Annotated in this window: 10 protein-coding genes; 5 read left to right on the top strand and 5 right to left on the bottom strand. The window is 63.0% G+C overall.

Annotated elements, in window-relative coordinates; all coding sequences use genetic code 11:
* Positions 1 to 37: 37 nt before the first annotated feature.
* Complete coding sequence (locus tag TZ53_RS25735) at positions 38 to 1,036, bottom strand: FecR family protein (RefSeq protein ID WP_052628226.1); 999 nt, start codon at positions 1,034 to 1,036, stop codon at positions 38 to 40.
* Positions 1,029 to 1,595 carry an RNA polymerase sigma factor gene (locus TZ53_RS17675; RefSeq protein ID WP_044662140.1) on the bottom strand — a complete coding sequence of 189 codons (567 nt, stop codon included), beginning with the start codon at positions 1,593 to 1,595 and terminating at the stop codon, positions 1,029 to 1,031. Before TZ53_RS17675 ends, TZ53_RS25735 begins: the two co-directional genes overlap by 8 nt.
* 431 nt (positions 1,596 to 2,026) lie before the next feature.
* Here TZ53_RS17675 and TZ53_RS27795 point away from each other — a divergent pair, with 431 nt between their 5' ends.
* Complete coding sequence (locus TZ53_RS27795) at positions 2,027 to 2,149, top strand: hypothetical protein (protein WP_262857254.1); 123 nt, start codon at positions 2,027 to 2,029, stop codon at positions 2,147 to 2,149.
* On the opposite strand, the gene TZ53_RS17680 is transcribed toward TZ53_RS27795, so the two are convergent.
* Genes TZ53_RS17680 through TZ53_RS17690 form a run of 3 tightly spaced genes read right to left on the bottom strand, consistent with a single transcriptional unit; the run spans position 2,139 to position 7,598 of the window.
* Positions 2,139 to 4,358: a DEAD/DEAH box helicase gene (locus tag TZ53_RS17680; RefSeq protein ID WP_044662141.1), complete on the bottom strand. Its 2,220-nt coding sequence runs from the start codon at positions 4,356 to 4,358 to the stop codon at positions 2,139 to 2,141. The two genes, TZ53_RS27795 and TZ53_RS17680, sit on opposite strands and share 11 nt — an antisense overlap.
* Complete coding sequence (locus tag TZ53_RS17685) at positions 4,339 to 5,622, bottom strand: ATP-binding protein (RefSeq protein ID WP_044662142.1); 1,284 nt, start codon at positions 5,620 to 5,622, stop codon at positions 4,339 to 4,341. The genes TZ53_RS17680 and TZ53_RS17685 overlap by 20 nt, the downstream gene beginning before the upstream one ends.
* Positions 5,619 to 7,598: a tellurite resistance TerB family protein gene (locus tag TZ53_RS17690; RefSeq protein WP_235600724.1), complete on the bottom strand. Its 1,980-nt coding sequence runs from the start codon at positions 7,596 to 7,598 to the stop codon at positions 5,619 to 5,621. The genes TZ53_RS17685 and TZ53_RS17690 overlap by 4 nt, the downstream gene beginning before the upstream one ends.
* Before the next feature lie 603 nt (positions 7,599 to 8,201).
* Here TZ53_RS17690 and zorA point away from each other — a divergent pair.
* From zorA to TZ53_RS17710, 4 genes are read left to right on the top strand one after another with little or no spacing between them, the layout of a single operon-like run.
* A complete protein-coding gene (gene zorA / locus TZ53_RS17695; protein ID WP_044662143.1) occupies positions 8,202 to 10,175 on the top strand; it encodes an anti-phage ZorAB system protein ZorA in 1,974 nt (657 codons plus the stop codon).
* Positions 10,176 to 10,180: 5 nt separating this feature from the next.
* The gene (locus TZ53_RS17700) at positions 10,181 to 10,891 is read left to right on the top strand and encodes an OmpA/MotB family protein (protein WP_044662144.1); all 711 of its coding nucleotides are present in this window, start codon (positions 10,181 to 10,183) and stop codon (positions 10,889 to 10,891) included.
* Positions 10,892 to 10,899: 8 nt separating this feature from the next.
* Positions 10,900 to 12,552 (top strand): EH signature domain-containing protein, encoded by a 1,653-nt coding sequence (locus TZ53_RS17705; RefSeq protein WP_061934581.1) that lies wholly within the window; start codon positions 10,900 to 10,902, stop codon positions 12,550 to 12,552.
* Positions 12,549 to 15,770 carry a DEAD/DEAH box helicase gene (locus TZ53_RS17710; RefSeq protein WP_044662146.1) on the top strand — a complete coding sequence of 1,074 codons (3,222 nt, stop codon included), beginning with the start codon at positions 12,549 to 12,551 and terminating at the stop codon, positions 15,768 to 15,770. The genes TZ53_RS17705 and TZ53_RS17710 overlap by 4 nt, the downstream gene beginning before the upstream one ends.
* Positions 15,771 to 15,796: the final 26 nt, after the last annotated feature.

Here is a 15,796-nt window from a genome sequence, read left to right on the forward strand (position 1 = left end):
AGACGGGGCGAGACAGGTTTGAAGCTGGGCGCTTGAATTATTTTCTGGGGCTGAGGATCAATCTGCCCTTTTCGGTGCGATCGATGTCGAGGTCCAGAAACCCGCTGATCGCTTCCGCCACGCGCTCAATGTCGCGAATGTGGATGTCCGCGAATATCTCCCGGTCGCCCAGGCTCGCGGGCATCAACTCGATCCTGGTATCGCTGTAGCTGTTTGCTTCGGCGATGACTTCCCTGATCGGCACATTGTCGAAACTCTTCACGCCGTTCACCCATTGCTCGTCAGACCTGCGTGCAGGAATGACAAGGGTTTGCGGCTCATGTCCATGGCTGAAGGCCAAAATCTGGCCGGGCCGGAGCCGAATTTTTCTGGCAGGCTGTGTGTGCTGAGAGGTCAACTCCACCTCTACGCCGCCTTCGATCAGATGCACCGCCACATTGTTTCGGAATAGCACATCGAAGACAGTTCCGGTCGCACGCACCTCCATGCCGCCGGCCCTGACGAAGAACGGACGCTCGGCATCATGGGCAACGATGAACCGGGCGCGACCGCGCTTCAGCACGAGGTCACGGCGGTCCGCCGTCATCGTAACGGCGATCGCGGTGTCGGTATCAAGGACGACTTGGCTTCCATCGGCGAGCTTGACGGTCCGCACTTCCCCCACTTTCGTAACAAAGGGGGCTGGGGTCACTCCGCCCGCCATCTGCGGTGATTGAGTGCGGATGGTCTGGAACAGGATGCTCGCGGCTATGAGCAGGCCCAGGATAGACGCAGCCGCCAGGATCGGGACTGATTTGATCCCCAAGGGCTTTTGCACCGGAAGCCGGGGAGGGGGCAAATCGAGCACCCCGCCGGCATGGCCGGCGGCCTGCACATCGTTCATCAGGTCAAGATAGAGCTGCCGCCGAGCCGGCTTTTCCTCGATCCAATCGGCGAGCGACTGCGCGTGACGCTCCGGTTCATCGAGCATCTGCAACACCCATTTTTGAGCGGCCCGGCGATCCTGCGCCGTAGTCGCGCTGTGGTCCTCAGTCATTGTCCGCCTCCCGCTGACGGTCGATGAGCCGAATGGCCTTGAGCATATGCTTCTGTACGACCCAAAGTGGCTCTCCGAGATCCGATGCGATCTGCCGGTAGCTACAGCCTTCCACCCGATTGAGAAGGAAAATTTCGAGTGTGCGGGGGGCCAGTTGCTGGAGGATCGCCGTCCAGCGAGCCAATTCCTGGCGCGATTGAACGTCACGATGAGGGTCTAGGCTGGAGATCGCATTTACGCCGTCCTCGAGCAGGGTCAGTTGCCTTGAGAGGCGTGTGGAGCCGCGTTCCGCATGGTCGCGTAGCAGGTTGGTCGCAATCCGTGTCAGATAGGCACGGGGGCTTCCGAGTGAGGGATGCGGGGCGGCGCACACGAAGCGGGTCAGCGTTTCCTGGCTGAATTCGTCGGCATCGGCGGGGTTGCCGAGCTTGCGGGTGAAGAAACGCAATAGGCGAGGCTTCTCCCGTCGATAGAAATCGGAGAAGCTGAACCGCTCGCCGGTATCATTGCTCACAATCTGAAGGTCGATCCGGCGACCTTCACTTTCGCCCTGGCCCATTCGTCGCACCTATGTCCACTCGGGGCGACGGCCAAAGCCGGATGTTAGTAACCTGGCCATAAGATCAGGCGCGTGCGCCTTTACCGGCAAGCCGGCTGGACATGCGCGCACGCCACCCGGCCCAGAAGTCTGGTGCCGAGTTCTTATGGCTGGGGTTACTATGCCCCACTTCCGCTCTTTCTACGGAAGCAATGGCTACCTTGCCGGAACGACGAAGTTCTGCAACCTAAATAATGGGTTTGTGACGTTTTTGCTTCTCAGCGAGGATGACACCTCGGGCGATGAGGGGGGCGGTTCGCAGTGCGCCGCGTCGCCTTCGCCGGACAAAAATTTACCTATGAGATGGGTATCCGTCGGACGGCTTTTCCGCGGCCCTGGGGACATTCGCGACTGTCCGGTTCCGGGTAATGATCCGAGGAATGCGGACATTCATGGTGGAAGCGGTCATGACAGCTGCCGGCGATTATGCGCGCGCCGGACGTCTTTTCGGCATTCTGGTGACGTCCATCGGTTCCTTCCGAAAAGCAGGCTCAGTATTCGGCGTCAAAGCGTAGTTGTGGTTGATCTGAGACTTTCCAGAACATGGGATACGTCGTCACGATACCTTTCGTGTCGTGACGCCCACATCCGCCGGAGGAGCGCTTCATCGACGAAGTCGTCGAGCTTCGCCGTTCGTAGGCCCGCGACGAAGTTGGACAGATCCTCCATCGGCGGACAGTCGCTTGCCTGATGTACAACAGTCGCGAGCTGCTCGGGCGTCACATCGACTGCAGTAACGCCGATGTCGTGGACCGCCACCTCGAGTCCGGCGCTCATGAGGACGATCGACAGAACGGAGTTTACCGCCGTGCCACGCCAGGTGATGACGTGGGTGTCGCGCGCGGCTGGGATGAGAGCGCGCCGGTCAAGGCCGAGTTCGCGGAAGGCGTTCCTCCCCTGCAGGAGGAACTGCTTTCCGCCCGCGTCTAGATATGCCGGAACTTCGTGGTCGGACAGCACCTCCAGCATCGTCGCAGTGACCCGATCATGCAGCTGCTCGTTCGCAGGCCGGTCGAAACGAGGCAGTTTGCCGGAACGGTGCGGAATGACGTCGAGCACCTTGGCGCGATCGTCGACAGTCTCCACTCGCCACCTCCGGCCCGCGAAGCCGACGAGTGATCCAATGCCGAGAACGTTGGTGAGTGGGACGGTTCCAAGTGTCCGACCGCTCGAAACCAGCCGCCACTCCTCGTCGGTCTTGAAGACGGCATAGAAGTCACGCGCTTGGACCAATTCCTCCCCGGCCTTACCAAGCATGAGGATGCCGTCTGGCGATTGCTCAAGAAGGTCAGAGCCCTGGGGGCCGGCCCCGCGCAGGAGATCGGCGTAGTCTGTCGGCGCGAAGGCAAGGTAGCTGTCCTGCCCGAACAGGAGCTTGTGCGCCGCAGGCGCTCGGACTCCGCCCTGCGATGCGATGAGCGATAGGGTCTGATGCAGCGCCACGGTGGCTAGCGAGGAGTCCTCGGTTGAGGGTTCTACCCAGTTCGCCTGCAGCAGCCGGACGCAGGCGACAGCTCTCACCGTTTCGAGACGTAGCTTGTCCAGAGGATCGGAATCCGGATCGAGATGATCTTCGCGGACATAAATCCGAAGCACTGCCGGGGTCCCGCGGCGACCGCTTCGGCCAAGACGTTGCTTCAGACCTGACAGCGATCTGGGCGCCCCGACCTGTGCGACTGACTGGACGCTGCCAAGATCGATGCCGAGTTCGAGCGTCGTCGTTGCTACGGCAGTGGTTGGCTGGTCGCCGGCCTTCAAGCGCGTCTCCAGCGTTTCTCGCAGCTCCTTCGACAGGCTGCCGTGATGGGGGAAGAACTCCTCCGGCACGCTGTCGCGCTCCGACCGTTCGCGCAGACGGTCGGCAAGAGCTTCGACCGTGCGGCGCGATGCAGCGAACGCGAGGTTGTTCGATCCCCGCAGGTTCGAGAAGATATGGTCTGCGATCTGACTGAGCGCATCGCTCGCACCATTCTCAGCGATCTCGTCTATGCCTGCTCCCTCGGGCGGTTCCTCATAGCCACGGATCTGCAACCTGACCCCTGGTCCGCTCGGCGGCGCGCGAAGCACGTCGACGCTTTGTGGGTTCACTGCGTTCATCCAACGGCAGGCGGCGTCGGCGTCGCCCAGCGTAGCGGAAAGTCCAACCCGTCGCGGACGCCCGGCCGTTATCCTATCGACGCGACGGAGAAGGGACGCAAGGTGGAGCCCCCGCGGTCCCTGGAGGAAGGCATGGAGCTCGTCGACGACGATCCCATGCACGCCTCGAAACAGCTTGGCGGCGTCTGCGGGGCGACGCAGAAGCAGCGCCTCGATGGACTCAGGCGTGATCAGGGCAACACCGGCTGGCGTCTTGAGTAGCCGCGTCTTGGGGCCTTGCGGCGCGTCCCCGTGCCAGCGGGTGATCGGAAGGCCAAGACGTTCGCATAGCGGTTCCAAGCGCCTGAACTGGTCGTTGACGAGTGCCTTGAGGGGACTGATGTAGAGGATGCGAAGGCCGGCCCCCGTCATGTCTGCCGCTTCGGTGAGCAATGGCAGGAACGCGGCCTCGGTCTTGCCCGACGCCGTGCCCGCCATGATGATCACGTCGCTGTCCGACCCCAGGATCGAACGGATCGCGGTGTCCTGTATCTCACGCAGGCCGGTCCATCCCTCGTCGCGCACCCAGCGGCGGATTTCAGGATGAAGCCGGTCATAGGAAGGGATATCAGATGCGGAGGTCGACAAGCTCGTCGTCCGCCTCTGGTTCGTCGGGCTCTTCCTTGTCCGGCGATACAGCCCCGATCAGTTCATGCCACTGCGTGTCGGGGTTCTGCTCCAGAACGGAAAGGAACTGGACGAAGGCCTTGATCGTGTTGCGGGGGGTGCGGAAGTAGGCTTCTCCGATCCGCTTGTTACAATGCTCCATGAAGGCGGTCTTCGCCTCGTCGGGCACAAGGAAGGCCGACGCGTCGCCGAGCGCGAAGACCGACCTGATGTTCCCGAGAAGCACGAGGAGATCCTCGGGCGAGAGGCTTTGGAGCCGTATCACGGGTCCACTGAGGTCGATCCGCCCCTCAGTTGCGAAGCTGTTCTCTTCCAGCCGCGACTGGAGCGCCTTGTAGCTGTAGAGGCCGCGTCGGCTGTCGAGAAGAAATTCCGGCGTTCCGCCGAACACGAAGCCGAGCCCCTCGACGTTACCCTGAAGCACGTCGTTGAGCATCCTGAGAAGCTGTTCGTAGTTCTGGTTGCGCGCCTGTGAGCTCTGCAGCTTGTAGAGGTTGACCATCTCGTCAAAGACCACGAGGAGGCCGGCATAGCCCGCAATGCGGACGAACGCGGAGAGCAGTTTGAACGTGTCGTATACGTCGGCGTCGTCGATGATGCTGCGGACCGGAAGGGCCTGCCGCGCCTCCGTCTTGGTCGGATACTCCGCCCTGAGCCAGCGCAAGGCCGCCGCCTTGAGGCTGTCATCGCCATCCTCATGAGCGCGCCAGTAGGTCTTGAGCACGGTGGAGAAGTCGTGTCCGCCCAGCATTTCAAGCAGGGGTGTAAGGCGGCGGTCGATGACGCGCTCGACGGGCGAACCGCCGTCCTCGGCCTCGCGGACGCATTCCGTGACGAAGCGTTCGACGATGCTGGGAAGCGCGCCCCCCTCTGGCTTGGTGCGTGTGGCCATGTTCCGGACGGCTTCAGCATAGAGGCCGCGAGCTTGGCCTCCGGTCGCGTGCAGCCTGCGATCCGGAGCCAGGTCTGCATGGATCGTCACGCATTTCCGTTCGAGCGCGATGAGGCGAACCAGGTTCAGGAAGAAGGTCTTGCCCGCTCCATATTCTCCGATGACGAAGCGGACGGCCGATCCGGCGTCCGCGACGCGGTCGATGTCGCGCACCAGCGCACCGACCTCCTGCGAGCGCCCGACCTGGATATGCTGGAGACCCACCCGCGGAACGACGCCAGCCGATAGGGCCTGAATGATAAGATCCCGGTCCTTGCGTCGGATTGTGCTCAAGCGGTAACTCCCATCGGTTCAATTTGGTCAATGACTTCGGAGGACACGCGAACGTCGTCGTCGTCCTCGACTATGGGCTCGCCCAGGGTGTCGAAGCCCCATTCGTTGAGCGTCTCGATGGCTCCGTCCGGCATCAGGCGCAGCTCGGTCGCGAGCGCGTCGAATGCGATCCTTGACATAGGTCCGGTCAGCAGACGGACGAGAAGGTCGGAATGAGGAACGTCGAGGCCTGCAAAGGCCGATGCGGTGACGCTCGACTTGGGCGGCGGGGCGGGGGCGGGTTCAGGCTCGTCCTCGACGAAGATGGATGCGAGCATGGCGGACACCTGGGTCGTCTCGCCCCTGATCCTCTCAAGCCGCGCGGCGTCGATGGACACGCCAGATCGCTTCGGCTCATCCGGCAGTGGCACCGTGCGCTCGTCGATGGCTGATACCACTTCCACCGGTCCGACATCCTCGCCGCTACGATGCAGCGCCGAATAGAGCGCGCTCGCGGGAAGTCCGAGGGCGGCGTGGAGCGCCTCGAGAAATCTCACCTCGTCCGGCAGCACACGACCATCCGCCAGCACCGCCTCGACCGCTGAGGCTGCAAGCGCCGCCCGGCTCTCCGGCGCGACGTCCGTTAGCTTCTTCAGCGCTGCGCGGACCTTTGGTGGATCCGCCGCAAGCGCGCTTCCGCAAGCGAGGAGCCGGGTGATCTCCTCGTCCTTGAGTTCGGGTGTCGAGCGAAGCCGGCGCTCGATGGCGTCCATCTCCGATGAGGCGACTGTTCCGTCGGACACTGCGGCCAGCATGGCGACCTCGACCATTCCGCGGGCAGCGGCATATGCTCCTCGGTCGGGATCGACCGCCCCACCGAGACTTGCCGGGAACAGGGCAATGCGCCCGTCCATCCTCAGAGCGGCAGCTGGCCCATAGCGACGATCGGGCTCGAACCCGAGGTCGAGCGCATCGAGGGCGACGCCGATCTGTCGGACGCTTGCCGCCGGGAGCTTCTCGGAGCCGGCTTCCAGTTCCAGGCCGAGCGCGCGAGCCACATCGAGGACTGCCGCGAGACCGTCAACCGTCGAAAGGTCAAGAGCGCTTCGGCATTCGGCGAAGGACGCCCGTCCCCGGCGCAATTCGAGAGGTAGCAGAAGGTCGCCGCGGAGCTTTCCGCGAGCCTCCGGATCGCGACCGAGGAGCCGACTGTAGGTCGATAGATCCTCCATGCAGCCGTCGAGGATCGTGCGCAGGCCAGTGAGCGGAGCCTGCGTCCCAGAAATGTCAGGAAGATCCAACTCAATCGAGCGGAAGAACGTGTTGCTGGCAGCCTGATACTGGGAGCGGATCTTGGTCTTGGGACGTCGAACGCGCAGGCCCTCAGGGTTGCGGACGGCGAAGCGCACGCGCCAGAGGTCGAGCAACTCCTCAAAACACCGTTGCCCTGGGGTGCGGAGATAGACATCAGGCAGCGAAAGCACCCACAGCAGACAGTCATCTGCATCGAACGGCTCGTTTCGCCCGATGCGGTTGCCGAGCCGCACGCGCACATTGAGCGGCAGCTCCATTTCGTAATTGTGGGGCGGCGCTTGCCTCACTGGCTCGTCGCTGCTCTCGCCGTAGAGGCACGAGAGCGCCAGCAGCTTCGAGGCATAGGCGGCGAAGGAGTAGTTCTCTCCGTGAATGGAGAGGAGCCGACGGAGTTCCGCGAAGATTGCAGGTGCCTCTTCCTTGGCGTCATCTACCAGCAGGCACTGCTCGAGGCCGTAGAAGAATACGAATACGTAGCCGATCGGGATGGCGGGATCTTTCCGACCTCCCTCCAGCCAGTCGAGGTAGGTCCAGCGCGCCCGAGGGTCTAGTCGGTCGTAGCTCTGCCAGTATGTGAGTGTGTCGCCCGAGCGATCGCCTCGGGGATCGATCGGAAGAGTGGGGTCGATCCGGGTCTTGTCATGGGCGGGGTCATGCCGGGCAGGAGTGCCATAGTAGACCATGTCGACGGTTACGTTCCGCGTGCCCACCAGGACCGAAGTCGCCTCTTTGACCCAGCAAGAGGGAGCGCGTTGTCCCTTCGGTGTCGAGGCTGCTGGCTGCTGAGGCCGAGATGGAGGAACAGCCGGCGCTGCCGGCTTGGTCATCCGTCTCGCATAGCCCGACGCCTGCTCGAGGGTCGAGAACGAGTATCCGCCGAAGAGGTATCGGCCGTTTGTGCTGAGGCTTATGCCTTGGGGGACAGCATCGAAATTTGACGATTGAGAAGTGGACGATGTGGGGGATGCTCCCAGCGCGGGGCGCTGGGGGGCAACCTGCGGATCTATGTCTGGCGCAGGGGCGCCAGACATTATTTCGCCGAATCGGCGCGCGACTCTAGAGAGCCAACCTTCTGACTGGGCCATCACTCTTTCCCCCAACCCAGCGATACTGTCGCAAAGTCATGCGGATTGCCAGAGGCTTACGCTTCCCAAAAAGTGGCAGACTGATGTGAATCAGTCGATGTTAGCCGTAGAATAATAGATGCAGATATAGCAGCATGACGCGTCGAGCCGCCCGTGCGTGGGAATCACGGGAGGTCCTCGGCGGTTGGGGGAATGAGTGAAATGACGTTGTTCGGAATTCCGGTGATACCGGTGCTTGTGTTTGTGGTTCTCGTTGCTCTGGCGATCGCATTCTTCCGGTATTTCTTCATCCCTGCGAATCGGCTCGATGCGAACCTCAAGCAGATCATCGCGAACGTGGAGGCGGCGCGGGCAAAGGGCCTGAACGACCTCTCCAAGTGCTTTGAACCTGACCGCGCGATCGCGGCGATCTTCAACGAGTATCGAGAAACGCTCCATGTCCAGAAGGACTTGGACGTCCAGACGGGCGAGATGGTCGAGCGCGCCATTCGCTCGACGGTCCCCGCGGAGATGTTCCTCTCTCCCCACGCCGTGGTGGACAATCGCGTCCACGCCGAGTTCTTCAAGCATCTCCCCGGCATTTTCACCGGCATCGGCATCATCGGGACCTTCACCGGCCTTCTGACCGGCTTGAGCTCCTTCCAGATCTCGGACGACTCCGGCGTGGTCCGGAACAGCCTGACCGCCCTGCTGCATGGCGTCAGCGAGGCCTTCATCGTCTCGGCCTTCGCGATCATCCTCGCGATGTTCACCACCGGCCTCGAGAAGTTTCGTCTGAACAGCCTCTATCGGAAGGTCACCCAGCTCGCCCACGAGATCGACGCGACCTACGAGGCCGGCGCCGGCGAGGAGTATCTGGCTCGGCTGGTGACCTCCTCGGAGGACTCGGCCAGTCAGACCAAGATCCTGAAGGACGCGCTCGTCGCCGACCTGAGGGAAATCCTTACCGAACTCTCGGACCGGCAGATCAACGCGACCGTCCAGCGCTCCAACGAACTCGGGACGACCATCGCGGGTGCCCTGACCGATGCGCTCAAGGGGCCGCTCGACCAGATCGCCGGCGCGGTCGGCCAAGTCAGCCAGGATCAGTCGTCCGCGGTGACGAAGCTCCTCACGGACGTGCTCGCCAGCTTCAGCGATCGCCTCGAGAACATGTTCGGCACCCAGCTGTCGGGCATCGGTGACATGCAGCAGCGCACGATCGACGCCATGCAGACCGCGGTTTCGAAGCTGCAGGACCTCACCGACAACGTGGAGGCGGCCGGGACGCGCGCCTCCGATGCGATGTCCACCAAGCTGCTCGAGGTCGTGCAGGCGGTGGAGGCGAAGCAGGCCGCGATGTCGGAGGAGCTCCGCACCGTGATCGACGAGATCCGATCATCGACTGGCGAGATGCAGGAGGCTACCCAAACCCGCGTCCAGGGCATGCTGACCGCCCTCGGCGAAGGCATGGCGCAGGCAATCTCGGCGATCGAGAGGCAGGCTGCCGAACGCTCCAGGCTTCAGGCGGAGGAGGACGGCAAGCGGGCCGAGGCTGCGGCTGGCCATGTCGGACAGATGCGTGAATCCGTAGGCGCGATCTCCTCGAACGTCGATGGCCTCGTCGAGGCTATCCGGGAGATGACGGCTGGCGTCCAAACCGCGACCCGAGATGCATTCGTGCGGCTCAACGGCGGGGCCGACACACTCCTTGCGGCCGCCAACAAGCTGGAGAACTCGGGTCGAGAGGTTGTCGGGGGCTTCGACCGGATCGCCAACGTTACGACGGGTCTTTCGGAGGCAGCGGGCAGCGTCGCCGGAGCTGCGAGGGGTCTAGATTCCGTCATTTCGGACTACCGCTCGGCGCGGGACGCCGTCGCCACGATGGTCCAGGATCTCCGCGGTACGGTGGAGAATGCGTCCCGAGAGGCGAGCCTCACGGCGGATGTCCTCGGTCGGATAGAAGGCGCCACGCAGAAGCTGGTCGCGGCGCAGTCGGAAGCGGACGGCTTCCTCGACGAGGTCGCCGATGTCATCGGCCAGTCGCACGAGAAGTTCTCGGAAGGTATGCGCGGCGTCGTGGTCGAGGCGAACCGCGAGTTCCACACCCAGCTCTCGCGCGCCACCGGCATGCTCAAGGAGGCGATCCAGGAGCTGGAGGCCTCCCTCCCGTCCACCGGTCGGCAGGCGGCGTGATCTGAATGTTCCAGCGCGTTACTATGGGGCATCGAGGTCGCGAGGAGGGCGAGAAGCCCTTCTGGATCTCGTTCGCCGATCTCATGACCGCCCTGATGGTGCTGTTCCTGCTGGTGATGAGCGTGGCGCTCCTCGCGGTCACCCGCACGATCTCGGAGCGCGAGCAGCTCGAGGCCGAAAGGCAGGCGGAGATCGTCAAGCTCCTCGACCGCATCGACAGGGCTGCGAAGAAGCAGGGCATCCGCGTCGATAGGAACAGGGCCGTCATCGACTTTGGTGACCGGGCCCGCTTTGACTCGGCAAGCAACGCACTCAGCCTTGAGCAGGAACAGCTCCTGCGGTCCTTCGTCCCCGAGGTCCTCGCGATCGCCCGGGACAAGGGTGGGCAGCGTTGGCTGAAGAGGATCGTCGTCGAGGGCTTCACCGACCGGAGAGGTAGCTATCTCTACAACCTGAACCTCAGCCTTCAGCGCAGCCAGCGGGTCCTTTGCGCCCTTATGGCCCGGCCGCAGGCAGGCGAGCGGCCCATGGATCGTCGTGAGCTAGAGGAGATACGGCGGCTATTCCTCGTCGGCGGCTATTCATCAAACTCCGCGAAGGCGTCACTGGACGCAAGTCGACGCATCGAGCTTCGTTTGGAGTTCTTCGGGGTTGATGAGCCCGCAGCTACTCCGGTGGACGCGTTCGAAGGCGAGTTCGGCACATGCGCCCTCTGAGCCCTAGGATGGCGAGGCTGCAGCAGCGGCTGACCGATGTCGGCGCTGCGGCTTTCAGGGACATGCCAGAACCGGACCTCCGTGCTTTGAAGGGGCATGTTCAGTCGCTTCAGGCGATGCTCAGCGGAGCAGGGGCGGGCGCTGGCGCGTCGAACGACCGTATCCAGACGGAGCTCGTCAGATTTCGCGAGACGGGGAAGCTCCATGATGTTCGGTCTGCACGCCTGGTGAGCTGGGGCACCCGCCTCCGGTCGGTGGGTCAACCCGCCCTGATCGAGGACGGTGAGCGGTTCGATCCGCTCCTGAGCGAGATAGACTCATTCCGATCGATGCCCCGTCCATACAGGCGATGCTGGCGCGGGCTTCTGGACGGCTATGTGAACTACGACCCCGGCAGTGCGCGTGGGGCAGGCGATCGGAACTGGCGTGTCCTGCGGGAATATCTGAACGACAACCTTCCGCAGCTGGAGCGCTCCGGGCAGGCGCCTGACTGGCTCGCAGCGATAGACGACCATGCGAACCTTCTGACGGAAGACCCGTGCACCCGCTACGGCGCCGAGATCCTGACTGGTGAGGGGGATCCTCTCGAGATCCTTCGCCGCGATCTTTCAGCCGGCGACACGTCTTGGATCGGACAGCGGATATTCGAGGCGCAGATCGAGGCTGCGGTGAGGTTCGACGACCGTAGATTCCGTGATGTTCTCCCACGCGTCATCGGACTGATCGAGGAGCACGACGTGCTCGCCGACGAGGGCCTGTCCCGCGTGCTCGACCGCTACGCGGAATGCGCGTCGATCGAGGTCGATCCGGCGCTGTGTGAGACCTCCGTCACCCGGTGGGGCAATCCGTGGCTAGAGCGGAACGACACGCTCTGGACGCTGGTCCGTCCGGACACGCGAAGGATGGTGTCGTCCTGGCACAAGCTCCGTCTGATCGAGGACTTCTTCAACCTGCTTTCTGCCGACGGAATAAACGACCAGCGTCGCATCAAGTTCTGGAAGCGCCATGTCGATCAGATCAGCGACATGCACTTCGCGCTCGGCGACGCCGCGTATCGGGATCCGCGACCGAGCTTCAAGGCCCTTCGCCAGATGATGAAGGGACGTATGATGAGTCTGACGAGCGGAGGCGTCTCGAGCAACAACGCCTTCATTATGCGCATCGCGGGCCACGTCTATGTGGAGTTCGGGGAGGAGGGCAACGCCATGTTCGCGTTCGACGCCGCGAAGCTACCGTTCGACCTTACGAAAATGCAGGTTGCCGGCAACAAGACGGCTTTGAAACACCCGAGCCATGTCGCCCGCATCGTCCACAATAACGGTGCGGGAGAGCGATGGGAGCGTAGGGCCGACCGTCTCATCGCTTCCCTCTCAACCGCAAGAGGGGGCCCCCAGGTCAGTCATACGACGCCGTCTTACGGCGCACGTCCGTCCGCATCACCGCCGCCTAGTGCAAGGTCATCATCGACCGGTTCAAGCGTTGGCAAAGATGCTGAGCTCTTCGCGTTTCTCGCCAAGCATGGGATCAAGACCGCGGATTCGCGTGATAAGGGAGGTTCGCTCTGGGCTTACGCACCGCGTTCCGGTCCAGCGGCGAACGAACTCACCCGTAGGAACTTCGCCTGGGCGGAGCGCCGCGGCGCCTGGTATCTTCGCTCATGATCTGGGGTAGGAAGAAGGCCAAGCCGGAAGTCCGTCAAGCGACCACGCCATCGCTAGTCGTCGAGGAGGGAGGCATTCTCCTGCCTGCCGGCAGCGAGCCGACCCCCCGGTCAAAGGCCGCGGCGGCGCTTCTCGACCAGCTGGCCGACGAGGGGCTCGCGGAGCGGGTCGACGGTGGCCACCTTTTGCAGTGGACGCAGCTATTCGTTCTCCTTGAGGACGAGGAGGCAGCGGCGGAGCTTGAAATACTCCAACTCCCACCGTCCACAATGGCGGTTCCGAAGATCGTGAGCCGAAATTCGCTGACGGATCGCGACTTCTCGGTCGCGATCGACGGTTGGTTCAACGCTGACCGCGGCCCCGTATCCGGGGCGAGGCTTAGGGGCGGCGCGCTCGAAGCGGACGCCGGCCTCCAGCTTGTTTCTCCGCGCGTTTGGAGCTTGCTGGAACGCGTCCGGAGATTTGCACGTCGTCCAGAGGAAGAGCGCAACGAAGCCGACCAGCGTCGCGCCTGGGGAGAGATCCGTCAGTTGGCGGTTGCGGCTGGCGCCTCGCTTGATGACTTCCTCTACCGGACGGTGGTGCTCACGCCGGAGCGATTGCAGATGGCACTGCGTCGTTCGGAAGGATTGGGGCTGGTTGAGGTCGAGCCATGGTTTGAGGGCGCGCCAGCCGACTGGCTTGAAGCGTTCGACAGGTCGGGTCAGGTGCGTGACCGATACGATCTGCCGACGCCGGACGGAATCATTCAGGTGATGATCTCGCCCGAGGTGAGCACAGTGCTGCGCGAGGTCAAGCGCATGCCTGGTCGTCGTGTCGCCGGCGAGCGTGCCGAGGCTTTTCTCCTCAATCCGATCGCAGCGCTGGGACCGGACGCGGCTGCGGTCGTCGACGAAGAGCAGTTCGAGGAAGCGAAGCAGCAGGCGGGCATCGTGTTCGAACGGTTTGCCGCCGTGACGCCGGAAACTCATGGTGAAGGTGCCCTCGGCCTGCTCATCACCAGTGGGGCAGGCGAGGCCATCGAGACACGTGAGGTCATGCTCGAGGAGGCCGACGTCATCGAGTTCGTCGCCGGCGTCGAGCGCAATCTTGATCGCGGCCTTCAGCTGTTCGCCTGGGACGAATATGAGTTCGAACTAGATGGCGACAGCCGGCTGCACTGCGAAGCACTTCGTCGGGCGCTTGGCCATAGTGAGGACGGCGTCATCACGCACGGTCAGGTCTACGACCTCTCAGGCTACTCGGAACGCGTGGAGGGCATCGGCCAGGAGAAGTCCTTCTATTCCCCCCACATCGCCAAGCGCGACGACGGGGAGGGCTGGTTCCCTGAAAATCTCGTCCCGATGATCGGATGGACGGATCCGGAAACCGACCAACCCTGTATCCTGCCGCTAACAGACGAGTTGTCGGCCGAGCTGCGTGAGGGGCTGGAGACCGCGAAAGCGACCGGAGCAACGTCAGTCCCTCTGACAGGGTGCCCGACGCCCATCCCGGTCCGTGAGGCCGAGGCGATCGTATCCACCTTCGGACAGGTCAGGGATCAAGCCGCGAAGGGAACGTTCAAGCCCGAAACTCCTGCGCGTCGCGGGAAGAAGCCCACACTGATCCTCAAGAGCAACATAGGACAGGTGGACTACAGGGAGGAGCGGCTTGCGGCGCTCGCGGAGAAGCCGGCTCCTGCCAGGCTTCCCTCCAATCTCCGTCCTGGCGTCGCGCTGAAGCACCACCAGCTCGAAGGACTTGCCTGGATGCAGCATCTTCTAGCGCTGGCGCCCGACAAGTGCCGGGGCGCTCTGCTGGCCGACGACATGGGTCTTGGGAAGACGCTTCAGATACTCAGCCTCGTAGCGCGGGCGCGGGAGGAGAATCCCGAAACCCCGCCGGCGTTGGTTGTTGCCCCGCTCTCACTTCTGGAGAACTGGAAGGAGGAGTCGGAGAAGTTCCTCGAGCCCGGGACGCTGAAGATCCTGACGGCTTATGGCGAAGGCCTCACTGGTCTGCGCGTCGATCGGGCCTCGGTCGATGAGCAGCTCCGCAGGGAAGGGCTGGTGCGGTTTCTTCGCCCGGACTGGCGCGGCGATGCAGACCTCGTCCTCACGACCTATGAGACGCTCCGCGATCTTGAGTTCTCGTTCGCGCGCGAGAAGTGGTCTGTGATGGTCTGCGACGAAGCGCAGAAGATCAAGAACCCGAACGCCGCGATGACCCGGGCCGCCAAGAAGCAGCAGGCGCAGTTCCGTATTGCCTGCACGGGGACCCCGGTCGAGAACAGCCTGGTCGATCTTTGGTGTCTGTTTGACTTCGTGCAGCCTGGTCTGCTCGGTGCGCTCAACGAGTTCGGTGCGACATACCGTCGCCCGATTGAGGCAAAGAGCGACGACGACAGAGCGAAGGTCGAGGAGCTGCGGGGTGTCATCACGCCCCAGCTGCTCCGACGCATGAAGGCAGAAGTCGCTACCGACCTGAAGGCGAAGGTCGTGGACGAGTCCAGCCGCAGTCTTGATATGAGCCCGTTCCAGCGCGGCCTTTACGTCGGCGCGATCGACGCCTTCAGGCGGGCCGGGGCGGCGCCGGGAAGCCATCTGGCACTCCTCCACAAGCTCAGGCTGCTGTGTTCGGACCCGGATGAGAGCGCTGGCAGCGCCTATGATCCAGTGGATAGCTATCGGGCACGGTCTCCGAAGCTCGACTGGCTGATCGAGGTTCTCAAGGCGATCCGTGATCGAGGAGAGAAGGCGATCGTCTTCTGCGAGTTCAAGGCGATCCAGCGCCTGATCAAGCATTACGTGCAGGAGGAGTTCGGCGTTCCCGTCAAGATCATCAATGGCGACACGACCGCATTGGCGAGCGCCATCGATAGCCGGCAAAAGATGATACGATCCTTCCAGGAACAGCCGGGATTCGGTGTAATTGTGCTGTCGCCCGTAGCTGTTGGATTCGGCGTCAACATGCAGGCGGCGAACCATGTCATCCACTTCACAAGGACCTGGAATCCAGCGAAAGAGGATCAGGCGACCGACCGGGCATACCGCATCGGCCAGACGAAGGATGTGTTCGTTTACTATCCCTCCGTGTCTGCAGGAGACTTCAAGACGTTCGACGTGAAGCTGGACGAGCTTCTCGAACGGAAACGCTCGTTGGCGAGCGACATGCTCAACGGCAGCGGTGAGATCGGCCTCGGCGACTTCGACGTCGACGAGCTACGCCCAGTTGAATAATGTGAGCCAAGCATTGGGGATCGTGG

The organism is Sphingobium sp. YBL2 (assembly GCF_000943805.1).
Taxonomy (GTDB): Bacteria; Pseudomonadota; Alphaproteobacteria; order Sphingomonadales; family Sphingomonadaceae; genus Sphingobium; species Sphingobium fuliginis.